Origin of the sequence: Nakamurella sp. A5-74, from assembly GCF_040438885.1 — a bacterium.
In the GTDB taxonomy this organism is placed as follows: Bacteria; Actinomycetota; Actinomycetes; order Mycobacteriales; family Nakamurellaceae; genus Nakamurella.
This window is the reverse complement of the sequence record NZ_CP159218.1, coordinates 4,567,697-4,590,812: the sequence shown is the minus strand read 5'-3', so window position 1 is coordinate 4,590,812 and position 23,116 is coordinate 4,567,697. Positions and strand designations below refer to the sequence as shown.

General features: G+C 67.9%; 24 protein-coding genes and 1 pseudogene. 18 read left to right on the top strand and 7 right to left on the bottom strand.

What is annotated here, in order from left to right; all coding sequences use genetic code 11:
• Nucleotides 1–68: 68 nt before the first annotated feature.
• On the bottom strand, nt 69–407 hold the full coding sequence (locus tag ABLG96_RS21130) for a YnfA family protein (RefSeq protein WP_353649269.1): 339 nt from the start codon (nt 405–407) through the stop codon (nt 69–71).
• A gap of 86 nt (nt 408–493) precedes the next feature.
• The gene (locus tag ABLG96_RS21125; RefSeq protein WP_353649268.1) at nt 494–1,201 is read right to left on the bottom strand and encodes a GAF and ANTAR domain-containing protein; all 708 of its coding nucleotides are present in this window, start codon (nt 1,199–1,201) and stop codon (nt 494–496) included.
• A gap of 280 nt (nt 1,202–1,481) precedes the next feature.
• On the opposite strand from ABLG96_RS21125, the gene ABLG96_RS21120 reads away from it, so the two are divergent.
• The 6 genes from ABLG96_RS21120 (at nt 1,482) to rplI (ending at nt 5,905) form a co-directional block, all read left to right on the top strand.
• Nucleotides 1,482–2,222, top strand: a complete 741-nt coding sequence (locus tag ABLG96_RS21120) for a GAF domain-containing protein (RefSeq protein ID WP_353649267.1) — start codon at nt 1,482–1,484, stop codon at nt 2,220–2,222.
• Between the two features lie 81 nt (nt 2,223–2,303).
• Nucleotides 2,304–4,022: a dihydroxy-acid dehydratase gene (gene ilvD, locus ABLG96_RS21115; RefSeq protein ID WP_353649266.1), complete on the top strand. Its 1,719-nt coding sequence runs from the start codon at nt 2,304–2,306 to the stop codon at nt 4,020–4,022.
• 239 nt (nt 4,023–4,261) lie between these two features.
• Nucleotides 4,262–4,591: a 30S ribosomal protein S6 gene (gene rpsF, locus ABLG96_RS21110; protein WP_353649265.1), complete on the top strand. Its 330-nt coding sequence runs from the start codon at nt 4,262–4,264 to the stop codon at nt 4,589–4,591.
• A 3-nt stretch (nt 4,592–4,594) separates the two neighbouring features.
• Nucleotides 4,595–5,119: a single-stranded DNA-binding protein gene (locus ABLG96_RS21105; RefSeq protein WP_353649264.1), complete on the top strand. Its 525-nt coding sequence runs from the start codon at nt 4,595–4,597 to the stop codon at nt 5,117–5,119.
• Nucleotides 5,120–5,178: 59 nt separating this feature from the next.
• Complete coding sequence (gene rpsR, locus ABLG96_RS21100; protein WP_353649263.1) at nt 5,179–5,415, top strand: 30S ribosomal protein S18; 237 nt, start codon at nt 5,179–5,181, stop codon at nt 5,413–5,415.
• A gap of 34 nt (nt 5,416–5,449) precedes the next feature.
• Entirely contained in the window at nt 5,450–5,905 is a 456-nt protein-coding gene (gene rplI, locus ABLG96_RS21095) for a 50S ribosomal protein L9 (protein ID WP_353649262.1), read from the top strand.
• A gap of 103 nt (nt 5,906–6,008) precedes the next feature.
• On the opposite strand, the gene ABLG96_RS21090 is transcribed toward rplI, so the two are convergent.
• The gene (locus tag ABLG96_RS21090) at nt 6,009–6,719 is read right to left on the bottom strand and encodes a Type 1 glutamine amidotransferase-like domain-containing protein (RefSeq protein WP_353651613.1); all 711 of its coding nucleotides are present in this window, start codon (nt 6,717–6,719) and stop codon (nt 6,009–6,011) included.
• Nucleotides 6,720–7,193: 474 nt separating this feature from the next.
• Here ABLG96_RS21090 and ABLG96_RS21085 point away from each other — a divergent pair, with 474 nt between their 5' ends.
• The 9 genes and pseudogenes from ABLG96_RS21085 to ABLG96_RS21045 all read left to right on the top strand — a co-directional run bounded on the left by ABLG96_RS21085 (nt 7,194) and on the right by ABLG96_RS21045 (nt 15,936).
• Entirely contained in the window at nt 7,194–8,276 is a 1,083-nt protein-coding gene (locus tag ABLG96_RS21085; protein WP_353649261.1) for an acyl-CoA desaturase, read from the top strand.
• Nucleotides 8,277–8,397: 121 nt separating this feature from the next.
• Nucleotides 8,398–8,691, top strand: coding sequence for a hypothetical protein (locus tag ABLG96_RS21080; RefSeq protein ID WP_353649260.1), 294 nt, complete (start codon nt 8,398–8,400; stop codon nt 8,689–8,691).
• A 138-nt stretch (nt 8,692–8,829) separates the two neighbouring features.
• Nucleotides 8,830–9,107: pseudogene (locus ABLG96_RS21075) on the top strand (DUF6766 family protein); the annotation flags it as partial.
• 200 nt (nt 9,108–9,307) lie between these two features.
• A complete protein-coding gene (locus ABLG96_RS21070; RefSeq protein ID WP_353649259.1) occupies nt 9,308–10,273 on the top strand; it encodes a manganese catalase family protein in 966 nt (321 codons plus the stop codon).
• Between the two features lie 245 nt (nt 10,274–10,518).
• Nucleotides 10,519–12,870, top strand: coding sequence for an EAL domain-containing protein (locus ABLG96_RS21065; RefSeq protein WP_353649258.1), 2,352 nt, complete (start codon nt 10,519–10,521; stop codon nt 12,868–12,870).
• Nucleotides 12,871–13,048: 178 nt separating this feature from the next.
• The gene (locus ABLG96_RS21060) at nt 13,049–13,399 is read left to right on the top strand and encodes a hypothetical protein (RefSeq protein WP_353649257.1); all 351 of its coding nucleotides are present in this window, start codon (nt 13,049–13,051) and stop codon (nt 13,397–13,399) included.
• A 157-nt stretch (nt 13,400–13,556) separates the two neighbouring features.
• Complete coding sequence (locus ABLG96_RS21055; RefSeq protein WP_353649256.1) at nt 13,557–13,958, top strand: VOC family protein; 402 nt, start codon at nt 13,557–13,559, stop codon at nt 13,956–13,958.
• 146 nt (nt 13,959–14,104) lie between these two features.
• Nucleotides 14,105–15,097, top strand: coding sequence for an ATP-binding cassette domain-containing protein (locus ABLG96_RS21050; RefSeq protein ID WP_353649255.1), 993 nt, complete (start codon nt 14,105–14,107; stop codon nt 15,095–15,097).
• Nucleotides 15,094–15,936 (top strand): ABC transporter permease, encoded by an 843-nt coding sequence (locus ABLG96_RS21045; RefSeq protein ID WP_353649254.1) that lies wholly within the window; start codon nt 15,094–15,096, stop codon nt 15,934–15,936. Before ABLG96_RS21050 ends, ABLG96_RS21045 begins: the two co-directional genes overlap by 4 nt.
• Nucleotides 15,937–16,325: 389 nt before the next feature.
• On the opposite strand, the gene ABLG96_RS21040 is transcribed toward ABLG96_RS21045, so the two are convergent.
• Nucleotides 16,326–16,832 (bottom strand): hypothetical protein, encoded by a 507-nt coding sequence (locus ABLG96_RS21040; RefSeq protein WP_353649253.1) that lies wholly within the window; start codon nt 16,830–16,832, stop codon nt 16,326–16,328.
• 178 nt (nt 16,833–17,010) lie between these two features.
• On the opposite strand from ABLG96_RS21040, the gene ABLG96_RS21035 reads away from it, so the two are divergent.
• On the top strand, nt 17,011–17,547 hold the full coding sequence (locus ABLG96_RS21035; protein ID WP_353649252.1) for a hypothetical protein: 537 nt from the start codon (nt 17,011–17,013) through the stop codon (nt 17,545–17,547).
• 428 nt (nt 17,548–17,975) lie between these two features.
• Here ABLG96_RS21035 and ABLG96_RS21030 read toward each other — a convergent pair whose 3' ends face one another.
• Nucleotides 17,976–18,242 carry a hypothetical protein gene (locus tag ABLG96_RS21030; RefSeq protein ID WP_353651612.1) on the bottom strand — a complete coding sequence of 89 codons (267 nt, stop codon included), beginning with the start codon at nt 18,240–18,242 and terminating at the stop codon, nt 17,976–17,978.
• On the opposite strand from ABLG96_RS21030, the gene ABLG96_RS21025 reads away from it, so the two are divergent.
• Nucleotides 18,241–20,052, top strand: a complete 1,812-nt coding sequence (locus ABLG96_RS21025) for an FAD-dependent oxidoreductase (RefSeq protein ID WP_353649251.1) — start codon at nt 18,241–18,243, stop codon at nt 20,050–20,052. The genes ABLG96_RS21030 and ABLG96_RS21025 overlap by 2 nt on opposite strands.
• Nucleotides 20,049–22,007 (top strand): AarF/UbiB family protein, encoded by a 1,959-nt coding sequence (locus ABLG96_RS21020; RefSeq protein ID WP_353649250.1) that lies wholly within the window; start codon nt 20,049–20,051, stop codon nt 22,005–22,007. The genes ABLG96_RS21025 and ABLG96_RS21020 overlap by 4 nt, the downstream gene beginning before the upstream one ends.
• A gap of 82 nt (nt 22,008–22,089) precedes the next feature.
• Here ABLG96_RS21020 and ABLG96_RS21015 read toward each other — a convergent pair whose 3' ends face one another.
• Both ABLG96_RS21015 and ABLG96_RS21010 read right to left on the bottom strand, forming a co-directional pair.
• A complete protein-coding gene (locus ABLG96_RS21015; RefSeq protein WP_353649249.1) occupies nt 22,090–22,656 on the bottom strand; it encodes a pyridoxamine 5'-phosphate oxidase family protein in 567 nt (188 codons plus the stop codon).
• A gap of 9 nt (nt 22,657–22,665) precedes the next feature.
• Nucleotides 22,666–22,974 (bottom strand): hypothetical protein, encoded by a 309-nt coding sequence (locus tag ABLG96_RS21010; RefSeq protein WP_353649248.1) that lies wholly within the window; start codon nt 22,972–22,974, stop codon nt 22,666–22,668.
• Nucleotides 22,975–23,116 lie beyond the last annotated feature (142 nt).

The window sequence follows — 23,116 nt, the reverse complement described above, 5'->3', positions numbered from 1 at the left end:
GAGCCGGACTGCTCGTCGAGGTCGGCGGCCATCCGTGACACCGGCGACTTCGACGCCAAGTCGGCCCGTCAGACTGCGGTGCGCGGTCCGTACATGATGACGGCGACGCCGATGAGACACACCGCCGCGCCGACAACATCCCAGCGGTCAGGCTTGAACTTGTCGACGACCATTCCCCAGGCGAGCGACCCGGCAACGAAGATGCCTCCATAGGCGGCGAGGATCCGGCCGAAGTCGGCGTCTGGTTGCAGGGTGGCGACGAAGCCGTAGAGGCCGAGGGCAATGATCCCGCCGCCGATCCACAGCAGCCCTCTGTGCTCGCGGATGCCTTGCCAGATCAGCCATGCGCCGCCGATCTCGGCGAGGGCGGCCACGATGAACAGGGCGATCGACTTCAGCAGAACCATGGGCACAACGCTAGCTGCGAGCCTGAACCGAGGCCGAACACTCGCATCCTGCAGCTGCCGGGTTCAGTGCCAGCCCGGAGTGCCCGTCATCCGGCGATGAGGTGCTCGACTTCCGGCGGGAGTTGGCCGGTGCGGACGATGTCGTCGGCGATGAGGTGCAGCTTCCGGTTGCCTTGCTGCGACAGCCGGCGCAGCACGGAGAACGAGACGGCGTCGGAGATCTTGAACCGTTCCATCAGGATGCCCTGGGCCTGTCCGATGCGGTGGCGGGCGTCGATGGCTTTCCACAGGTGTTCGTCCTGGCGGCAGTGCGCCAGCTCGATCGAGATCGGCACCGCCAGGGTGCGCGCCAGTTCCAGGTCGTCGGTGGTCAACTCCCGCTTGTGGGTGTGGAAGAGGTTGAGAGCGCCCATGGTCTGCTCGTGGTTGTAGAGCTGCACGCTGATCACCGCCTGCACGCCCTCGGCGACTGCTGCCGGACCCCAGTGCGGCCACCGCGAATCGGCTCCGACATCGCCGGATGCCAGCAGATCGTTGTCGTAGGACGCTTCCACGCACGGACCCTCATGCAGCTCGCGCTGCAGTCGGTCGACGGCGATGGCGAGGTGATCCGTGGGCGCCCGGGTGGTGAACCCATGGTCTCCGACCCGTTCCAAGATGCTCACCGTGTCCGCCACGCCCATCTCGACGATCGCGGCAGTGGCAGTCCTGAGCAGTTGTTCGATGTCTCCGACGGGCACGTCCCGGGTGCGGGACAACAGCTTTGCGGTCAACTTCTCCGGGGTCGATGACACGGCGCGCTCCCTTGTGGGGCTACCTCAGGTTGGGGCGACCGGATCAGCCGACCCCCGCACGATTCTAGGGTGCTCGGCACAATCTCGCGGTGCCGGGAGCGGTACCGACCTGGGCCGCGCTCGGCGGGGGGCGAAACGGACGATTGGTCCTGCTCACCTGCGATGACGGCGGACGTTCAGGGCTCCTTCGGTGGGTGCAGGTTCCCCTCGAAGGCCGCCGACGGTGAGAGCGTGGCACCTGCTTCGTTTGCCTGCCCGCGTCATGGGGAAGATTCGGGCCATGGAGCAGAACGAGGACACGATCCTTGACGTGCTGGAGCGCTTCGACTCGCTCTGGGAACAACGGATGACTCTGGGCCGGCTGCCGGCGGTGCTGCTGGCCGATGCGCTCGCCGCAACTGCGGCCGAGGTGCTCGACGCGGACGGCGTGGGCATCACCGTGTTGGCCGGAAACCGGTTGCGGGTGCCGATCGGTGCCAGCGGCCCGGTTGCCTCTGCTGCCGAGCGGCTCCAGTTCACCGTCGGGGACGGCCCCTGCTTCCGGGTCTTCGACGATCGGCACACGGCCCTGTTCAACGGCTCCGCCCTGGACGAGCAGTTCCCCACGTTCTTTGACGGGCTCACCCGGCACACGCCCTTTCGATCCATCGTGGCCACACCCCTGGGCATGTCTCGCCCGTGGGGGATGCTGGATGCCTACCACCGCAGTTCACACCCCGACGATGCCGCCCCATCCGTCCGGGCGATCGGCAATCGCGTCACCGCAGTGCTGACCGAGACATCAGCCGTCGCCGAAGCCATCGGCAACAGACCTGATCCCGACTACAAAGCTCCGTGGGACGATCGGATGCATGTGTGGCAGGCCACCGGGATGACGGGCTTGGCGCTGGATGTCGACATGAGCAACGCACTTGCCCTGCTGCGCGGCGCCGCGTTCTCCGCCGAGATGGACATCGACGAACTGGCCGCAGAGATCATCGCCGGCACCCGGAACCCCAGAGACCTCGTCGACGCCGACTGATCAGACGCACGAACGGTGACGGGCCACGACTCCCACGACGCGTCCTCGGGAGCTGCGGACGCGCGCCGTACAGTCCCGGTCATGACGGATATCAGTCGGCCCGCGACGTTCGACACCCCCGCGCCGCGCCCGCACCGCAAGCCGCACAGCCACATCGTCACCGACGGCATCGAACGGGCCGCAGCCCGCGGCATGCTGCGCGCGGTCGGGATGGGCGACGACGACTGGCGCAAGCCGCAGATCGGTGTTGCCAGCTCGTGGAACGAGATCACTCCCTGCAACCTGTCGCTCGACCGGCTGGCCAAGGCAGCGAAGCAGGGCGTGCGCGAGGGCGACGGCTACCCGATGGAGTTCGGCACCATCTCGGTGTCCGACGGAATCTCGATGGGCCACGGCGGCATGCACTACTCCCTGGTCAGCCGTGAGGTCATCGCCGACTCGGTGGAGACGGTGTTCCGGGCCGAGCAGCTGGACGGGGCCGTTCTGCTGGCCGGGTGCGACAAGTCGCTGCCGGGCATGCTGATGGCCGCGGCCCGGCTGGACGTTGCTGCCGTGTTCCTCTATGCCGGCTCCACCCTGCCCGGGCAGCTCGACGGGGAATCCGTGACGATCATCGACGCCTTCGAAGGCGTCGGGGCCTGCCTGGCCGGGAAGATCAGCCGGGACCGACTCACCGAGATCGAGAAGGCCATCTGTCCCGGTGAGGGCGCCTGCGGTGGCATGTACACCGCGAACACCATGGCCAGCGCCGCCGAGGCGCTGGGCATGTCGCTGCCCGGCAGCGCGGCACCGCCCGCCCCGGACGCCCGGCGCGACTCGTTCGCCGTACGCAGCGGGGAGGCCGCGGTCGCCCTGGTCGACGCGGGCATCACCGCGCGGGACATCCTGACCCACCGGGCCTTCGAGAACGCCATCACCGTGGTGATGGCCCTGGGCGGGTCGACCAATGCGGTGCTGCACCTGCTGGCGATCGCCCACGAGGCCGGCGTCGAGCTGACCCTGGAGGATTTCAACCGGATCGGCGACCGCACCCCGCACCTCGCGGACGTCAAGCCGTTCGGTCGCTACGTGATGACCGACATCGACCGGATCGGTGGCATCCCGGTCGTCATGAAGGCACTGCTGGACGCCGGGCTGCTGCACGGCGACGTCATGACCGTCACCGGCAAGACCATGGCCGAGAACCTCGCGGAACTCGACCCACCCGCCCTCGACGGCGACGTGCTGCACACACTGCGGGACCCCATCCACCGGACCGGTGGGATCGCCGTGCTGACCGGTTCCCTCGCGCCGGAGGGTGCCGTCGTCAAGAGCGCCGGCTTCGACGCCGAGGTGTGGGAGGGCCCAGCCCGGGTGTTCGACGGAGAACAAGGAGCGATGGACGCGGTCGCCGAGGGCACCCTGTCCCCCGGCGACGTCGTCGTCATCCGCTGGGAGGGCCCCCGTGGCGGCCCGGGGATGCGGGAGATGCTCGCGGTCACCGGCGCCATCAAGGGAGCCGGTCTGGGCAAGGACGTCCTGCTGCTCACCGATGGTCGGTTCTCCGGGGGCACCACCGGCCTGTGCATCGGCCACGTGGCGCCCGAGGCAGCACTGGGCGGTCCGATCGCGCTGGTCCAGGACGGTGACGTGATCCGGCTCGACATGCGTTCCAAGGCACTGGATCTCGTGGTGGACGACGACGAACTGGCCCGCCGCCGGGCCACCTGGCGGCCGCGGGCCCAGCACCTGGATCATGGCGTGCTGGGCAAGTACGCCAAGCTCGTCGGGTCCGCCGCCCGGGGCGCGGTCTGCTTCTGACCGGTCCGGTGGACCGCACTTCCATCAGACCCGGGCGACAGCGATCCGTGAGCTGGGAGTCGCCACGAGTCGGGTCGCACGGCAGCGCGAAGTCTTCGGTCGGCGGCTCCGATCAGCGCTGATAGACTCATCGAGCCCACCACCGGCGACGATCGACTCGATCTTCTCCAGACGTGGGCTTCATGTTGTCAGGACCCAGGTCCCTGCATGAACCTCCTGCCGCGGAAAGACCGTGGCCGATGAGTCCACAGGAGGTGTACGTGAGCACTCTTGTTGCTCCGCGTCACTATGAGCTTCTGCTCATCCTCGATCCCTCGCTCGACGAGCGCACTGTCGCTCCGTCGATCGACACGTTCCTCAACGTGATCCGTCAGGGAGACGGCACCGTCGAGAAGGTCGACGTGTGGGGCAAGCGGCGGCTCTCCTTCGAGATCCGCAAGCAGCCCGAAGGCATCTACGCCGTGATCGACGTCAACTGCACCCCCGACGTCGTGAAGGAGCTCGACCGTCAGCTCAACCTGAACGAGTCCGTGCTCCGCACCAAGATCACCCGACCGGGCAAGAAGTAAGCCATGGCGGGCGACACGATCATCACGGTCGTCGGCAATCTGACCGCCGATCCCGAGCTCCGCTTCACCGCCTCCGGCGCGGCCGTTGCGAACTTCACCGTCGCATCGACCCCTCGGACGCTCGACCGCACCAGCGGCGAGTGGAAGGACGGCGAGGCCTTGTTCCTGCGCTGCAACATCTGGCGGCAGGCTGCCGAGAACGTGACGGAGTCGCTCACCCGCGGCTCCCGCGTGATCGTCACCGGTCGGCTCAAGCAGCGCAGCTTCGAGACCAAGGAAGGCGAGAAGCGCACCGTCATCGAGTTGGAGGTCGACGAGATCGGCCCCTCGCTGCGGTACGCGACCGCCAAGGTCAACAAGACTGCTCGTCAGGAAGGCTCCGGCGGGGGTTCGGGCGGCTTCGGCGGCGGTAACAGCGGCGGCGGCGGGCAGTCCCGCGGCGGCAGCGCTCCGGTCGACGACCCCTGGGCCTCGGCTCCGCCTGCCGGCGGCGGCGGCGGCGGTTACTCGGACGAACCCCCGTTCTGATTCGGTAGTCGAGATTCCTTTCCCCACACCACATTCCAGCATTCGAGAGTAGACATCACATGCCCAAGCCCCCCGTACGGAAGCCGAAGAAGAAGGTCTGTGCCTTCTGCAAGGAAACGGCACCGGCCATCGACTACAAGGACACGACGCTGCTGCGTCGTTTCATCTCGGACCGTGGCAAGATCCGCGCCCGTCGCGTCACCGGCAACTGCACCCAGCACCAGCGCGACATCGCCACGGCCGTGAAGAACGCCCGTGAGGTCGCCCTGCTGCCCTACACCTCGACCGCGCGCTGACGCGCGCGCCGAGACTAGGACGAGGAGACACACCATGAAGCTCATCCTGACCACCGACGTCGAGAACCTCGGTGAACCCGGCGAGATCGTCGAGGTGAAGGACGGCTACGGCCGCAACTACCTCCTGCCGCAGGGCAAGGCCATCATCGCCACCAAGGGCGCTGAGAAGCAGGTCCTGACGATCAAGCGCGCCCAGAAGGCCCGCGAGGTCCGCGGTGTCGAGCACGCCAACGAGATCAAGCAGAAGCTCGAGAAGCTGGTCGTCACCCTCACCGCCCGCACCACCGGCGTCGATGCCAAGAAGCTGTTCGGCTCGATCACCAACGAGGACATCGCTGACGCGGTGAAGTCGGCCGGCGGCCCGACCCTGGACCGTCGTACGATCGTCACCGACGGGCACATCAAGACCACCGGCAAGCACGCCGTGTCGGTCAAGCTGCACCCCGAGGTGTCGGCGTCCTTCCAGGTCTCCGTCGTCGGCGAGGCCTGAGCACTCAGCAGATCAGCAGTTCAGCACCATCGAACGGCCCCGGATCCTCGACGGATCCGGGGCCGTTCGCTGTGACCGGTGCAGGGTGGCGACGCAGGTGTGCTCATCGGTCCTCGGCCGGTGCCGATGCCGGTGTCGGTTTCGGTGCCGGGAGGAATTCCCACTGGCCCTCGGACACGATCTCGACCTCCCCGTCGATCACCGAGATGGCCGTGTCGTCGTCGATCGCGTAGGCCGGTCCGTCGAGGGTCGTTGCCCAGCGGCGGGCGTTGGAGAGGGTGTTCCACGCAAGTCGCGGGTGCTCCAGGTGCGGGAAGATGGAGAAGTCGACGAGCCCCAAGGCCTCATCGGAACCGCTGGGCGCCTGCCACTCAACGAAGTCGTCCCCGATCCGGGGCGTCATCACCATGCTGCCGGCGCTCAGCCCGACCCAGACCATGTCCGTCAGCGACGGCAGCAGGTCGGCCAGTCCGGACAGGCGCATCCAGTGCGCCAGGTAGAGCGCGTCACCACCATTGACCAACAGCACATCGGCCGCGCGGACCCAGGTCCTCCAGCGGTCGGCGTCGATGCTGGGCAGCGCGGTCAGCTCCAGGACGCCGACAGAGGCCCAGCCCAACTCGGTCATCGGGGTCTCCGAGCCCTGGCCGCTGATGAAACTGTGCGCCCGGGTGGGATCGACCATCGGGTGGCCGTACCCGGCGGTGGGAATGGCGAGGGCATGGCTCTGTGACACAGGCTTTGCCAGCATCGAGTCCAGCCGGTCGCGGATGGCGGCGTTCTTGACGCCCGCCGAGGTGAGCAGCATCTTGATCATCGGTCATTCCTCTCGTGCGCCGTGCTCGGAGCGTGCGGTACGCCCGCTCGCGGAGGCGCTCGCATCGGCCCTCGGCCGCTCCGTACTGGTTGCAATACAAGATCGGTTGTGGGAGAAGCTAGCACGGCCGGTTGCAAGATGCCACCAGATGCGAAGGATAATGGCGCGTGCCGCCGGAGAATGACTGGGCGCGTGGGGAGTCCGTGCGCTCGGTGCGGGGTCCGGCATCGCCCGCCGATACCGCCGTTCGGGGGGCGGGTCGCCCTTTGTCGGGACCGTGTTGTCCTGCTTGTCTGACACGTCATCGGATCCGACGCTCGGTCGGGTGACGAGTGCCGCAGACCCACATGATTCACAGACTGGCTGGGTACGGTCACTGCATCGGGCGATACTCCCAGGTGGCAGACCGTCGCTGAATTTCCCGGTGTACACCCGACGCGGTCGATCCCCGGCCGAGGATGGACGCCGTCCATGACGCTCACCATCGAACCGACCGATCGCCGCTCCGGCAAACCCGGCGCCGCCACCTCCACCACTGAGTACTCGCAGGTTTTGCAGGCAGTGCAGAGCCAGGGCCTGTTGGAGCGCCGCTACGGCTACTACGCGATCAAGACCGCGCTGTTGTTCCTCGCCCTCGCCGGTGTCTGGGTGGCGTTCTCGTTCCTCGGAACCAACTGGGCGCAACTGGGCATCGCCGTGGCCCTGGCCATCGTCATCACCCAGGTGATCTTCCTGGGGCACGACGCCGCCCACAAACAGATTTTCAAGTCCCGCAAGGCCAATGATCGCGTCGCGATGGTCCTCGGCACCGTCATCGCCGGCATCAGCCTGTCGTGGTGGAACGCCAAACACTCCAAGCACCACGCGACGCCGAACCAGATCGGCAAGGACCCGGACATCGAGCCGTCGATCGTGCACTTCTACACCGCCGAGAAGCCGATCCGGTCTCGCATCGCCTTGTTCATGCACGCCCACCAGGGGTGGTGGTTCTTCCCGATCCTGGTCGTCGAGTCGCTGAACCTACAGGTGCAGAGCGTCATCTGGCTGTTCGGTAAGCGGGACGTGCGCAAGTATCGGGTCGAGCTCGTCCTGATGATGGCGCGGATCATCGCACTGCCGGTGGCGCTGTTCGTCTTCCTGCCCGCCGGGATGGCGACCCTGTTCTTCCTCGTCCACACCGCCACCATCGGTGTCTACCTCGGGGCATCCTTCGCAGTCAGCCACGTCGGCATGCCGGTCATTCCGGCCACCGAGAAGATGAGCTTCTTCGACCGTCAGGTCCGCAGCTCGCGCAATGTCCTGGGTGGTCGGATCGCCAGCGGCCTCATGGGCGGCCTGAACTTCCAGATCGAGCACCACCTGTTCCCGAGCATGCCGCGCCCCAACCTGCGCAAGGCGGTGCCGATCATCCGCGAGCACTGCGCGGCCAAGGACGTGAAGTACCACGAGGTGCCGATCTACACGGCCTGGAGCATCGTGGTGAAACACCTGAACCGGGTGGGCATGGCCGGCCGCGATCTGTACGGCTGCCCCACCGCGTCCGTTCTGCGCTGATCAGGCCGGAGGGCGTCGCCGGATCGGTATCGGCCGGCGGGTCGGCTCCGGTGCGTGCCACTGGTGACCGGGGTGCGCGTCGGTTGCAGTTCCGGGTGAGGACGGTGCGGGGCAGGTCGCAGTGGCCTTCCATCGAGCAGTGGCGGCCGGCTCGAGTGTGGAGGCGTGCCGCCTACTGGCCAGGGCCACCGAGGAGAGCGTCGCTGCCGACGAGCCGTGCGCCGACGCGATCGACAAGCTGAACCTCCCTGCCGCCGACCAGGTGACATCGATCCGGGCATACGGACGACAGTCCCAGGTGCGGATGCAGGGTGATGTTGTGTTCCTGACCGTGGAAGCGGGAACCTGGCGGGTCTGGGCGGCCGGGTGTGAACCCGGTTCGGCCGGTGTCTACAAGTGCGAAGTGCAGAAGTGACCGGAAACCGATGGTTGTTCAGCGGCTGCCTGTTGTTCATCGCGCTCGTGCTCGGCGCGGTGTTCGTGATCGCTGCCCTCGCATGGTGACCGGGCAGACGCCGTGAATGCGACCCTGCGGCGCTACGGCCTGACGGCGGTCTTCGGGCTGATCTTCGCCCTGGCCCTGCTCGGGCAGCTACTGACCGGGCACGCCGAGTTCAACAATCAACAGGTCCAGGACGGACTGGCCACCGTATCTCATTTGTCGGCTATCTGACCTCGGCCGAGTTCTGGAACCGCACCCTGCAGAACTGGCAATCAGAATTCCTCGCCGTCGCCTCCATGGTTGTGCTCTCGATCTACCTTCGCGAGCGAGGATCACCTGAATCCAAGCCGGTCGGCGCCCCGCACACGGCGACAGGCGTGGATGGCTGAGCTGCGACGCGGTGTCGCGGACCGACGGGTGCGCCGACGGTCGGAGCCCGAGGTTTGGTGTCAGGAGGGTGCGGGGAACTTCGTCGCGAACGCTCAACAAACCGCGTTCTTCATGCGCGCATCCCGTACTGCGCCGCATCGGCTCCGCGGTGTGGTGACGGGTCCGCCGTCCGACATCGGACAGATCCCCAGGAGTCCTCGTGTATTTCCACGTCCAACGCCTCATCAACGACATCGTCGCCGACGAGCCGGATCCGGCCGCTGCCAACGCTCTGCAGGAGGGGCTGGGGGGTCAGTTCGGTGAGATGCGCACGATGATGCAGTACCTGTTCCAGTCCATGAACTTCCGCGGAGCGGCCGGCAAGCCGTACCGCGACCTGATCCAGGGCATCGGCACCGAGGAGATCAGCCACGTCGAGCTGATCGGTACCACGATCTCCCGGCTGCTCGACGGCTCGCCCGCCTACCAGGGCAGGAAGACTGATCCGCTGGACAAGCCGGGCGCCAAGGGTGCCACCCCCCTCAACATTGCTCTCGACACGTCCAACATCCACCATTACCTGGTCGCGTCCCAGGGTGCGCTGCCCGTCGATGCCGCGGGTAACCCGTGGAGCGGAAGCTACGTCTACAACTCCGGCAACCTGGTGCTCGATCTGCTCTACAACCTGATGCTGGAAGCGACCGGCCGGCTGCAGAAGTGCCGGATCTACGAGATGACGGACAACAAGACGGCCCGCTCGACGATCGCCTACCTGATCGTCCGCGACCAGGCCCACGAGAACGGATATGCACGGGCCCTCGAGTCCTTGGGTGTGCAGTGGAACACCGTGCTGCCGATCCCGAAGACCAATGCGGAGCGATTCCCCGAGGTCAAGAAGCTCACCGACCTCGGACTGCACAGCAAGCAGTACACCTTCGATCTCGCTGCCCAGTCGGAGGCGGGCAGGATCTTCCAGGGCATGTCCCCGTCGAACGACGGCACCGTGCTGGATGCCTCCGAGCAGGCCCCCGCGGGTGTCCCGTCCACCATCGCCCCAGAGCGTTTCGAGGAGTTCTCGCCCGGGCTCGACAAGGACCTGCTCGCCCTGATCCAGGCCAGCGCAGAGATCGAGATGGCCGAGGTCAGCAACACCTACGGGCCGCTTGCAGCGCCCGCTGCATCCTGAATCGACTCCGCCGATACGCCGAGCGCGACCGCGTCTGTTCCCGACACCGGGAATGGGCGCGGTCGCGTTCTCATGTCGTCACCCGCCGCCTTCACCTGCCGTTGGCTCCTGCTGTGATCACGGAGGAGTGGCAATCCTACCCATATGGGTGACGACCGACCGAGAGCATTCCGGAGCGCACAGGTTCGTGGTACTTACCTCTGGCGAGCTGGTCTGCCGCCATGATCAAGGTCCGGGAGGCGTGCGTGTCCACTGTCCTGGATCCGTCGACGTCGCCGGTGCCCGAAGCGTTGGCGCGGTACGAGATCCTCGATACCGTGCCGGAGGCCGCCTTCGATGAACTCACTGCCGCCGCTGCCCGGCGGCTGGGCGTCAGACACTCCTCGTTGAACATCGTCACGCCGACGCGGGTGTGGACGAAGTCGTCGACGCACAGTCCGGGACGCAGCGTCCCCCACCACCTGACCTTCTGCGCGTCGGTGGCGGCCGACCGTCAGACGGTGGCGATCGACGACGCACTGACCGTCCCGCGCTTCGCCGACCATCCCAGGGTGGGAGTACCAGGTGGCATGCGCTTCTATCTCGGCGCGCCTCTGATCGCGCCGGACGGCATGGTCCTGGGCGCCCTGTGTGCTTGGGACGAGGAACCCCGCGCGGTCACGGAGGAGGACATCGCCACCCTCGAGGAACTCGCCGGCCACGCGATGGCGCTGCTGGAGCTGCGCCGCAGCCGCATCCAACTGCGCAACGGTGAAGCTCTGCTGACGGCAACCACAGCGGTCCTGGACCTCATCGTCTCGGGCGCGCCGCTGAGCGATGTGCTGGACGTGCTGGCCAGGTCGGTGGAGGCGGCGCTCCCGGACACGGTCTGCTCGGTGCTGCTGCTGGACGGCGTCCACCTGCACCACGGCGCCGCACCCACCATGCCCGCGATGTTCCGGGACGCGGTGGAGGGCGCCGCCATCGGGCCGACGGTCGGCTCCTGCGGGACCGCGGCTTACACCGGGAAGACCGTCATCGTCAGCGACATCGCCACGGACCCGCTGTGGGACGACTGGCGGGACCTGGCCCTGCAGATCGGCATGCGGGCCTGCTGGTCGGTACCGATCATCGACTCCACCCAGCGGGTGCTGGGGAGCTTCGCGCTCTACTACCGGACCGTGCGGGAGCCCGAGGAGGAGGACCTCAAGCAGATGACCCGGTGGGTCAACCTCGCCGAGGTGGCGATCACCCGCGCCGAGACCGTGGCTGCCCTGCACGATGCTGCGACCCAGGACGCGCTGACTGGCCTGAGCAATCGCACCGAGGCGCTCCGGGTGTTGGACGACCTGACCGAGACCCCCGACACAGCAGCCGCCGTGCTGTTCGTCGACCTCGACCAGTTCAAGTTCGTGAACGACACCCTGGGACACGCTGCCGGCGACGAGTTCCTGGTCGAGATGGCGCACCGGATCGCGGTCTGTGCCAGGCCGCAGGACACGGTGGCCAGGATCGGTGGTGACGAGTTCCTGCTCATCTGTCCGGACGTCACCTCCGAACAGCAGGCCAGGGCCATCGCCGGCGAGGTGGTGGCGGCACTCGGCCATCCGATGCCGATCGCCGGGCGGTCGATCTCGTTGTCGGTGAGCGTCGGCATCGGGCTGCACCCGCCGGTCACCGGCCCGGCGTCCGAGGATCTGATCGCGAACGCCGATCTGGCCATGTATGCGGCCAAACGAACCGGCCGCAACTCCATCGCCGTGTTCGACGAGGAGCTCCGCCTGGAGGCCGCCGACCGGCTGAGCCTGGAGGCCGACCTCGCAGATGCGCTCTCGGACGGCGACCTCACCTGTGCGTACCAACCCATCGTGGACATGAGGAACGGCCGGATGGTGGGGCTGGAGGCCCTGGTGCGGTGGACCTCCGCCACCCGGGGTGAGGTGCCGGCGGACCTCCTCGTCGCCGCAGCGGAGGACAGCGGGCAGATCCTGCAGTTGGGCGAAGTCGTGCTGCGGCAGGCCTGCGCCCAGATGGCTCGCTGGCGGGAGCTCACCCCGGGGTGGCGCACTGTCGGCATCGGAGTCAACGTCTCGCCCAGGCAGCTCGCCGACCCCGAGTTCGGGCGGCTCGTGCACTCCGTCCTCGCCGAGACCGGGGTGCCGCCGGGGCAGCTGTGGCTCGAGATCACCGAAGGAACCGTCGTGCCCGACCCGAGTCTGGCCGGCACCACGATCGCACACCTCCGGGAGGCAGGTGTCCGGATTGCCATCGACGACTTCGGTACCGGGTTCTCCTCGCTGGCCCAGCTCAAGGACCTGCCGGCAGACCTGCTGAAGATCGACCGGTCGTTCGTCGCCGACATCACCAGTGATCGCGCGGTCGGCGGCATCGTCGAGGCGATCATGACCCTGGCGGACACCCTGGGGATGGTGGTCACCGCCGAGGGCATCGAAACGGCCGAACAGCAGCAGGCGCTGCTGGACCGCGGGTGCCTGTACGGGCAGGGGTTTCTCTGGTCGCGGCCGCTGGCGCCGGACGATCTGCTCGCTGCTGTCGTGACCTCCCCGAACGCGTCCGTGGCCGGCAACCGTCTGACTTTCATCCCGATCCCGTCCTGAGCCGCGCGCGTCCCGTCGACCTCCTCGCTGCAGAACGGTTCCAGTGGTCCGCCACGTGCCGGGGCGTGGTACACCGCCGGAACCGTTCTGTGGCCGCGCAACGAGGCCGTCGAGGCGCCCCCACACGTGAACGGTGATCCGGCGAGCGTTTCGAGGCGTACGGGAGCACACTGCGGTGATGGCCGAATACACGTTGAACAAGGCTGCGGAGCGACGGATCCGGGAGTTGATCGATGCCCGGCAGTACGTCCTGGACAGTCAGTGGGGTGAGGTCCAACCGTCGACCGAAGCCCAGAACGCGTATCTGGAGAACCATTCGTTCGACGACTACGCCGGCTGGCACCTCGGCCTGACGGTCGGTGCGACTGATGGCACCAAGGCGCGGTACGCCTTCGTGGCGGGTGACTTCCGCCGGGTGCACCGCAGCGGGCTGATCGCCTGTGTGTACCGGGCGTCGGAGTGGCGTCACAAGGAGGTCGAGTTGGCGGCCCACGAGCTGCTGCAGCAGCTCGACAGGGTCAGCGGCTGAGCCCAGGCGGTCACAAGCCGACCGACCCGGTCGACCCGACCACCGCGGCACGGATCGTCGCTCACCGTCCGCGCGGGCGCTCGCCGCGGCATCGGGGCGCTGTGCGGGCGGTGATCCAGTTCAGCGCAACGCTTGCCCGGACGCCTAGCGTGAGCACATGACTCCCTCCCCCCAGCTCGACGGTGTGTCCGTCGCCGTCCAGGACATGGCCGCATCGATGGCCTTCTACCGACTCTGTGGCCTCCCGGTGCCCGCCGATGCCGACGCCCAGCCGCACGTCGAGGTCGTGCTCGGCGGAGGCTTCCGGATCATGTTCGACGACCAGTCCGGGATCACCTCGTGGGATGCGGGCTGGGCGCCACCCGACCGCGGTGGCCGGCTGACCCTGGCCTTCCGATGTTCGTCACCGGCGGAGGTCGATGAGGTCCACCGAGCGATCGTCGCGGCGGGTCATCCGGAGCACCTGGCCCCGTTCGACGCGTTCTGGGGGCAGCGGTACGCCTCCGTCCTGGATCCGGACGGAACCGCCGTCGACCTGTACGCCACTCTTCCGGTCTGAGCTGGCCGCACTCCGTCCCATGACCGTTCGACCGCTGGAACGCGTCGCCCCTTCGGAGGATCTCCCGCCACACCCACGTTCAGATGGCGGAGATCGTCGCCGAATTGTCCGCGCACTGTGTCGGTGTCCGTGGCTACGGTGATCGCATGCCACAGCCCCCCGCCATCGAGGCGATCAACCTGGTGAAGCATTTCGGCGACAGGGTGGCGGTCGACGACGTCAGCTTCGTCGTGCCGCAGGGGACGGTACTCGGACTGCTCGGCCCGAACGGCGCCGGCAAGACCACCGTCGTCCGGATGATGACCACGCTGTCCCGGCCGACGTCCGGGACGGCCCGGGTGGCCGGACACGACGTCATCACAGAGCCCGATCAGGTTCGGCGGTCGATGGGATCGACAGGTCAGGCGGCCACCGTCGACGAGTTGCTCACCGGCCGGCAGAACCTGCGGATGATCGGGCAGCTGTACGGCCTCGCTGGGCGGGACGTGAAGCGGATCGCCGACGAGTTATTGGAGCGGTTCTCGCTCACCGATGCGGCCGGGAAGATCGTCAAGGAGTACTCCGGCGGCATGCGTCGTCGGCTCGATCTCGCGGCCAGCCTGGTCGCGGTGCCGCCGGTGCTCTTCCTCGACGAGCCCACCACCGGTCTCGACCCGCGCAGCCGGATCGAGCTGTGGGAGGTGTTGCGGGAACTGGTCAAGGACGGCACCACCCTCCTGCTCACCACCCAGTACCTGGAGGAGGCCGATCGGCTCGCCGACGAGATCGTGGTGATCGACCGCGGGGTGGTGATCGCCGCCGGTACGCCCCTGCAACTCAAGGACTCATCGGGGCAGGCGGCGCTGGTGATCACCGTGTCCCGGGCCGAGGATCTCGCGCAGGCCGCCGACCTGTTGCGGGCGCACGTCAGCGAGGTGTTCGTCGACTCCTCGGCCCGCCGACTCACTGCGCCGGCAACCGGGCTGTCCGACATCACCAGGATCGCCGGCGTCTTCGACGCCTCCACCATCGAGATCGACGATCTCGGGTTGCAGCGCCCCAGCCTGGACGACGTGTTCCTGGCCCTCACCGGGCACCGCGCCGAAGACCGCATCACCGAGGATGCGGCCTCCACCGACGACGCAGGGGTGACGACATGACGACCACAGCGGTGAAGAGTTTCGGAGCCGTGGAACGCCCGCAGGCCCGGCAGACCACGCTGTTGCAGCAGTCGTGGGTGTTGGTGCGCCGCAACTTCAGTCACATCCGGCGGCAGCCCGAGATGCTGATGGACGTCACCATCCAGCCGGTGATGTTCGTGCTGCTGTTCGCCTACGTGTTCGGTGGGTCGATCCAGACCAACACCGGCAACTACCGCGAGTGGCTGCTTCCCGGGATCATGGGGCAGACGATGGCGTTCGCCTCGTTCATCGTGGCCCTCGGTCTCACCGCCGACCTGGAGAAGGGCATCATCGACCGGTTCCGGTCGCTGCCCATCTCGCCGAACGCCGTGCTGGTCGGCCGCAGTATCGCCGCGCTGTTCCACTCCAGCATCGGCATCCTGGTGATGGCGATGACAGGTCTGCTGATCGGCTGGCGCATCCACTCCAGCATCGGCGAGGCGGTGTTGGGGTTCCTCGTGCTGGTGCTGTTCGGGTTCTCGATGATCTGGCTGGGCATCCTGGTCGGTTCCAGCATGCGCTCGGTCGAGGCGGTGAACGGCGTCATGTTCACCACGATGTTCCCGATCACGTTCCTGGCCAACACCTTCGCCCCCACCGACCGGATGACCCCGTGGCTGCGGACCATTGCCGAGTGGAACCCGGTCTCGGCGCTGGTGCAGGCCATGCGACTGCTGTGGGGCAACGACATCCCGGTGGCGGGGTCGGCGTGGCCGCTGCGGCATGCAGTGCCAGTGACCATCGGCTGGTCGGTGCTGTTGGTGGCGATCTTCGCGCCGCTGGCCATCCGGGCCTACCGTCGACGCACCACCGACTGATCGCTCGGCACCAGCGACTCTTGCCGATCGAGCGAACGAAGTGAGTCGAGATCCCGTCGTGTCACACCGGTCTCGGATCTGATGGGTCTCGATTCGTTCCTCGCTCGACCAGCGTTGATGTCTTGCCGATCGAGCGAACGAAGCTCGACCAGTGTTGATCTTTTGCTGATCGGGCGAACGAAGTGAACCGCTCCGGCTAGTCCGGAGGCTTCCTCAAACGGGAACCTCAGCGGGCTGCTGGGTCCCAAAGCGGCGCTGCACCAGATCCTCCGGCCGGTGTGCCGCCGGGTCCGGGATCGTCGTGCGCTTGACCTTCCCCCGGACCGCCGGCTTCGGCATGGTGGCATCCCTTCCAGACCCCCAACAAGGCAAGCCATCTCAGATGTCATCTACTCGTGCAGCAGGCCCGTGCTCCGATCGGCAGGGGCATGCGTTGGCGTGGGTTTGCGGTCATGCGATGCGACCATCGCGACCACGATGAGGGCGATTTCCCCGATGCCGTAGCAGACGGTCGTGGTGGTGAGGCCGAAACGCGAGACAGCAAGGCCAGCATCGAGAGCCGGGACGCTGAACGCGATGTAGCTGACGACGTACATGGTGGCGAACACCCGGCCCCGCTGCCCTTCGGGTGACGCCTCGGCGAGCGAACCGATCGTCGACCGGAACGTGGCACCGAACCCGACACCTGCAACGACTGACCCCGCCATGTAGATGGGAAGCGCGGCCGTGACCGTGGCCGTAATCGTCATGGCGACGCCGACGACGAGATTGCCGTGACCGAACCATTGCGAACGGCGCTGTGACATCGCCGTCGGAACCTGGGCTCCTGCTACCCCAGCAGCGAAGAACGCCCCGAGCACGGCGCCCACGACGAGGTGGTTGCGGACCTCGAGCACGCTGTTGAGGACCGACGATCCGAGCGAGAGTAGAGCCCGAAACGAGGAACAGATCGCGGGCCGACCAGGTTGGACAACAGAGCGGGATACGGTGGTGGGCATTACGACTGCCGACCCTGCGCTGCAGTCAGCGCTACCGAGAGCCCAGGTCCGTCCTGCTGCTGGAAAGGGGTACGCCATGGGTTCCACCCCTGAGACCGCCACGGCAGGAACCATCGACCACGATGTGTTCGCTCGCCTGTTCACGGTTCTGCGCATTTTCACCGGCCTGGTATGGCTGTCGAACGCCCTGGCGAAGGTATTCAACAAAGCAAGCTACGACCTCGGGTTCTTTTCGTTCAGTCTGGTCGACACTGGTTCGGCCCGCAGCATCTTGACCGGTGCGGCGTCGCACACAGACATTCGCCCGCTGGGGGCGTTCTATCAAAACCTGGTTCTGTCGAACTGGGGTTTCTGGGGCGTCTTTCTGACCCTCGCCGAGTTGGCCGTCGGAATCGGACTCGTCCTGGGCGTCGCCAGCCGGCTGGCCGCCATCGGTGGACTGCTGCTGATCGGCCCGGTCTGGATCATGCTGTGGAACACCAATCTCTACCTCTGGCAGTATCCGGCCGAGGACCTCCTGCCCCTGATCCTGCTGGCGATCGCACCGGCCGGACGCTGCTTCGGGCTCGACGAGAAGCTCGTCGCCCGATGGGGCCGCCGGTGGCCATTCTGATCCCTGGTCCACCATCGAGGTGATGCTGGCGCGAGGTCACGTGCGACGCGCCACCTCCGGCGCCCGTAACAGTCAGGGGGTAGTGCGGCGCGCGGGTGGCGCCGCGCTGTCGTTGCTGGTCGATGACGGCGGGCGCTTCGGCACGACCCGCTATTCGTTTGAGGTCTGAAACCGCCAGACTCAAGCCTGTGGTCTGGCAATGCAGTGGGTGACCGCCACCGACAGCCCACCCGGCAGCGCACTGCCGATCGGTGCCTGTGGGATCCGGCCCACTGCAACGACTCCGAACAGGGCTGCTGCTGATGGCCACCATCGGCGGCAGGTCCCGGCGGTCCAGGGTAGGCGGACGATGCTGGCGCGCCGGGCCCCGCGACTGCTGCGCACCGCTCGAACCGCGGTCAGACCGAAGCTGACCTGGGCGACGCGACTCAGGCCGCCGCACCTCGCGGCCCGTACACGATGACGACAACTCCGATCAGACAGACGGCCGCGCCGATCAGGTCCGACCGGTCCGGCTCGAACTTGTCGACGATCACTCCCCAGGCAAGCGAGCCGGCGACGAAGATGCCGCCGTCGGCGGCCAGGATTCGGCCGAAGTCGGCATCGGGCTGCAGGGTCGCAATGAAGCCGTGGAGACCGAGAGCGACGATGCCGCCGCCGTCCGGCAGAGTCGGGTGGAGGAAGATCGACTGCATGACCACCGCCCGACCGCAGCCGGTCATCCTGCTCTGCGCGCCTGCCCACCCCGAGGTGTTGTGCTCGGAGTTCGAGCGGTACCAGCGTGACTACCGAGTTCGCTGCGTCGGCTCGGCAGCCGAAGCGGCAGCGGTGCTGCGCGAGCTGGTCGCCGACGGCGCACCGGTGGCGCTGGTGGTCACCGAGTCGGTGCTGCCGGATGCAGCGACCTTCGCCGCCCTGCACGAGTGGCGGACCCTCGTCCCGACCGCCAGGCGCCTGGTCGCCGCGCACTGGGAACGGTTCCGCCTCGACGCCGACGCGCTCCGCGCGGGGATGACCAGTGGCAAGTTCGCCGCCTACCTGCTGATGCCGCGGGGTCCCCGCGACGAGGAGTTCCATTCCGCGATCACCGAGGTGCTCTCCGACTGGGGTTCGTCGGTGGCCGAGCCGGAGATCGATGCGGTCCAGATCGTCACGCCCCGGATCGACCCGCTGACCGTGGCCGTCCGGGACTTCCTGGACCGGATGGGCATGCCCCATCGCACCTACCCGCCAGAATCCGAGATCGGCCGGACCCTGCTCGCCCAGCTGCCGGACGACAGCCGGTTCCCGGTGGTGGCGGCGCTGGGTCTGCCGCCGATCGTGGCCACCTCCGTCCAGGACGTGTCGACCCGCATCTACGGCAATCCCTCCGACATCGATCTGGACACCGTCGTCGATCTCGCCGTGGTCGGCGCCGGACCGGCCGGTCTGGCCGCGGCGGTCTACGGATCGTCAGAAGGTCTCAGCACGGTGGTCATCGAGGCGGACGCCATCGGCGGTCAGGCCGGCACCAGCTCGATGATCCGCAACTATCTCGGCTTTCCCCGGGGGATCTCCGGCATGCGACTGTCCCAGCGGGCCAGGAACCAGTCGATCCGGTTCGGCACCCGCTTCTTCACCGGGTGGACGGTGGATGAGCTCGTGCCTGGCCGCGACGGCGCCCCGCACCGGCTCGTCACCGCCGGCGGCGAGGTGCGTGCCCGGACCGTGGTGATCTCCTCCGGGGTCGCCTACCGCCGGCTCGGGGTCGATCCGGCGGAACAGTTGGTCGGCCTCGGCGTGCACTACGGCGCGGCGGTGAGCGCCTCGCGGGAGATGGAGGGGCGGGACGTCTTCGTGGTGGGCGGCGGCAATTCGGCCGGTCAGGCCGCGATCCACCTGGCGAAGTTCGCCCGCTCGGTGACCATCGTGATCCGCCGACCGGAACTGGCAGCCACCATGTCCGACTACCTGATCAGGGAGATCGGGTACAACCCGGTGATCAGGGTGCTTCCGTGCCCGGCAGTGGTGGACGGTGGCGGGACCGGACTGCTCGAGTGGATCGTGCTGCGTGATCTGGCCACCGGTGCCGAAACCCGTTGTGCGGCAGGCGGTCTGTTCCTGTTGCTCGGGGCGGAGCCGCGCTGCGATTGGATCGGTCCGGCGGTCCACCGCGACGGGCACGGGTTCGTGCTGACCGGTCGCGACGTACCGAAGGAGCACTGGGTCGACGGTCGGCCACCGGCGAACCTGGAGACCACCGTGCCCGGGGTCTTCGCCGCCGGTGACGTCCGGGCCGGGTCGATGAAGCGGGTGGCGTCAGCGTCCGGCGAGGGGGCGTCCGTGGTCCCGCTCGTGCACGATCACCTTGCCCGTCGGGATCCGGGGCGACCCGTGCGAGTTCTCGTGCACGATGATGTCGGGAAGACGGCCGCCACGACTCGACGCAGTCGATCCGACCGGCATCGGTCGGAGGACGTCCGCGCTGCTCGGATCGATCGGGGGAGAACGCTGTGGGCTGGGTGACGACCTCGCTGTTCACGCTGACCCTGGCCGTGCTGTTCGGCTATCTCGTGCAGCGGATGCTCGGCGTCCGTCTCGGAATCCTCCGGCTGCTGCTCGGTGGGGCTTTCGCGGTGGCGGTCACCGTACCGATCCTGCGCGGGGTGGTCGCCGCGACCGGGCTGGACGCCCACGACAACCGGCTGTGGTGGTTCCTGCTGTTGTCGGCGCTGGCCGTCCTGTTCGCGTCGATGTTGTTCCTGACCGTCGCCGAGGCCTTCGTGCCGTTCGGTCGGGTCCCGCCGGCCCGTGAGTGGGGCCGGGGTCTGCGCGGCCGGGCCCGGCGCTCCCTGCGGTACTTCCAGATCGTCCGGATCGTCGTGCGCCGAGGTCTGTGGCCGTACCTGCGTGGTGGGCGCAGACGGGTCTTGACCACGACAGAGGGGCGGGCGGAGTTCGGCCGACGGCTGGCCGGAGCACTGGACGACGCCGGGGTGACGTTCGTGAAGCTCGGGCAGCTGCTCGCCACCCGGCGGGACCTGGTGCCCGCCGAGATCGCCGACCGGCTGGCCGTGCTCCAGGACCACGCCACCCCACTGCCATGGCCGCAGATCGAGCAGGCGCTCACCGAGTCCTGGGGTGCGCCGGTGTCCGAGTGCGTAGCCACGGTCGAGGTCGAGCCGCTCGCCGCCGCTTCGGTCGGGCAGGTGCACGCCGCCACGTTGCACGACGGGAGTCGGGTGGTGCTCAAGGTGTGTCGGCCCGGGGTGGCGACGACGGTCGAACGCGACCTGGACATCGCCTTCCGGTTCGCCGGGAGACTCGAGGCGTGGACCGGCTGGGCGGCGTCGGTCGGCGCTGCCCGATTGGCGGAGGGCATGGCCACTGCGCTCCGCGAGGAGCTCGACTTCCGGGTGGAGGCCGCGAACCTGGTGTCGGTGGCTGCTGCGGAGACCGCCCGCCGGACACCGTCGGTGGTGGTGCCGGCGGTCGTTCCCCACCTGTCCGATCGCAGCGTGCTGGTGATGCAGCGGCTGGACGGGCGCCGACTCGCCGACGCCGGTGCAGACATCGACCGACCGGTCGTGGCCAGGACAGTGCTGCGGTTCCTCGTCGGCCAGGTGCTGGTGGACGGGTTGTTCCACGCCGACCCGCACCCCGGCAACATCCTGGTACTCGACGACGGCCGGATCGGTCTGCTCGATCTTGGTTCCGTCGGCCGACTGGACAGGACGCTGCGCGAGACCCTGCAGCGGTTGCTGCGGGGCGTCGATGCGGCGGATCCGCTGGCCGTCTCGGACGCACTGCTGGAACTGGTGCCGCGACCCGAGGACATCGACACCGAGTCGCTCGAGAGGGACCTCGGACGCTTCCTTGCCCGGTACGTGGTCGGCGGAAGCGCAGGTGCGGGCGCCGGCGGAGCCCAGATGTTCGGTCAACTGTTCCGGGTGGTTGCCGCGCACAGGTTGGCAGTGCCGGTGGAGATCGCTGCGGTGTTCCGGGCGCTGGCCACCGTCGAAGGGACGTTGGTGGACCTGGACCCCGGCTTCGATCTGGTCACCGAAACCCGTTCCGCGGCAACGGAACTGGCCTCGACACGCCTCGAGCCGGAGTCCCTCAAGGACGCCGCGCTGCAGGAGCTGGTGGCACTGACACCCCTGCTGCGCCGGCTCCCGCGCCGGGTGGAGCGGATCGTCGCGGCCGCCGAGCACGGCCGGTTCACCATGTCCGTGCGGCCGCTGGCGGACGAACGCGATCGCGCGTTCATCTCCTCGATCGTGCACCAGGTGCTGCTGGCCCTCATCGCGGCGACCACCGGGATCATGTCGGTGGTACTGCTGTCCATCGACGGCGGCCCGATGGTGACACCGACCATCGGTCTGTTCGAGCTGATCGGCTATCTGTTGCTGCTGCTCGCAGCCATCCTGGGCCTGCGGGTGCTGGCGCCGGTCTTCCGACGGGATCCCGGCAGCAGGTGACCCACGGTCGGCCGGTGCAGGTGCGGCGGTCCCCGGTAGTTGCTCGGTACGACGCGGCTCGCCTCGACCCGGCTCGCGAACCTCAGTGGGGTGCTGGCACGGGGTCGTAGTCGAAAGCGGGCAGGCCGTCGATGCTGGTGGAGTTCTTCTTCCGGCGGTAGTCGGCCACGCCCTCGACGCCCTTGCGTTCCATGTACTGCGGCAACAGGTCCCGTTCACCCGCGTACTCCATCAACGGGATGCCGTAACCACAGGAGTCCGAGACCCGTTCGACGTCGACCACGACGATGGCCCGGGCGCCGGGGACGTCGTCGAAGTACTTGGCGTGTTCCGCGAACTCGGGGTCGTAGAGCGTGACGAACCGGCCGTGCCCGTGCAGCCGGACGATGTTCGGCGGCCCCTCGAGGGCACAGAACATCAGCGTGATCCGGCCGTTCTGCCGGAGGTGGGCGATCGTCTCGGCGCCACTGGCGGTGATGTCGAGATAGGCGACCGTGTGCTCGTCCAGGATCTTGAAGGTGCCCCCGATCCCCTTGGGGGACACATTGACCCGCCCGTCGCCGGTGGGTGCGGTGGCGACGAAGAACATCCGCTGCCGCTCGATGAACTCCCGCAGCCGGCCGTCGATGCTCTCGTGGATCTTCCCCATCCCTGCACTCTAGTCAGCGTCGGGAGCGCGAGATCCCGTACCCACGACGGCGGCCACCATCAGCACGACTCCGGCAGCCACGAGCGTCGGCTGGACACCGAGGCCGGCGATGACGACCCCGCCGATCAGCATGCCGACAGCGGTCGTGCTCTCGACAACCATCAGCTGCCCGGCCAGCAGTGCACGGCGGGGGGCGCCGTCCGTTGCCGAAGGAACCCTCGATGCAGCGGTGGTCTCGATCGCCGAACAGTTGGCGCTGCCCGTCACGTGGTCGCGCACGGCATCGGGCGGGACGAGATGGTTGTCCTGGTTCCTCACGATGCGACGGCACCCCGGAGGGGTCGGCTGCCACTCAAGGGGCTCACGCTCCCGACCGCGACGTACGACCTGCGCTTCGACGACCTGGGCCGACAGCGCGCTGGCAAGAATCGCGTTTTCGACGCACAATGCTGGAAGCGGT

Excerpts from the sequence above, each read along its gene's own strand:
- ABLG96_RS21130 (WP_353649269.1), bottom strand. The coding sequence starts at position 407 with ATGGTTCTGCTGAAGTCGATCGCCCTGTTCATCGTGGCCGCCCTCGCC.
- ABLG96_RS21120 (WP_353649267.1), top strand. The coding sequence starts at position 1,482 with ATGGAGCAGAACGAGGACACGATCCTTGACGTGCTGGAGCGCTTCGAC.
- ilvD (WP_353649266.1), top strand. The coding sequence starts at position 2,304 with ATGACGGATATCAGTCGGCCCGCGACGTTCGACACCCCCGCGCCGCGC.
- rpsF (WP_353649265.1), top strand. The coding sequence starts at position 4,262 with ATGAGTCCACAGGAGGTGTACGTGAGCACTCTTGTTGCTCCGCGTCAC.
- ABLG96_RS21105 (WP_353649264.1), top strand. The coding sequence starts at position 4,595 with ATGGCGGGCGACACGATCATCACGGTCGTCGGCAATCTGACCGCCGAT.
- rpsR (WP_353649263.1), top strand. The coding sequence starts at position 5,179 with ATGCCCAAGCCCCCCGTACGGAAGCCGAAGAAGAAGGTCTGTGCCTTC.
- rplI (WP_353649262.1), top strand. The coding sequence starts at position 5,450 with ATGAAGCTCATCCTGACCACCGACGTCGAGAACCTCGGTGAACCCGGC.
- ABLG96_RS21085 (WP_353649261.1), top strand. The coding sequence starts at position 7,194 with ATGACGCTCACCATCGAACCGACCGATCGCCGCTCCGGCAAACCCGGC.
- ABLG96_RS21060 (WP_353649257.1), top strand. The coding sequence starts at position 13,049 with ATGGCCGAATACACGTTGAACAAGGCTGCGGAGCGACGGATCCGGGAG.
- ABLG96_RS21055 (WP_353649256.1), top strand. The coding sequence starts at position 13,557 with ATGACTCCCTCCCCCCAGCTCGACGGTGTGTCCGTCGCCGTCCAGGAC.
- ABLG96_RS21050 (WP_353649255.1), top strand. The coding sequence starts at position 14,105 with ATGCCACAGCCCCCCGCCATCGAGGCGATCAACCTGGTGAAGCATTTC.
- ABLG96_RS21045 (WP_353649254.1), top strand. The coding sequence starts at position 15,094 with ATGACGACCACAGCGGTGAAGAGTTTCGGAGCCGTGGAACGCCCGCAG.
- ABLG96_RS21035 (WP_353649252.1), top strand. The coding sequence starts at position 17,011 with ATGGGTTCCACCCCTGAGACCGCCACGGCAGGAACCATCGACCACGAT.
- ABLG96_RS21025 (WP_353649251.1), top strand. The coding sequence starts at position 18,241 with ATGACCACCGCCCGACCGCAGCCGGTCATCCTGCTCTGCGCGCCTGCC.
- ABLG96_RS21030 (WP_353651612.1), bottom strand. The coding sequence starts at position 18,242 with ATGCAGTCGATCTTCCTCCACCCGACTCTGCCGGACGGCGGCGGCATC.
- ABLG96_RS21015 (WP_353649249.1), bottom strand. The coding sequence starts at position 22,656 with ATGGGGAAGATCCACGAGAGCATCGACGGCCGGCTGCGGGAGTTCATC.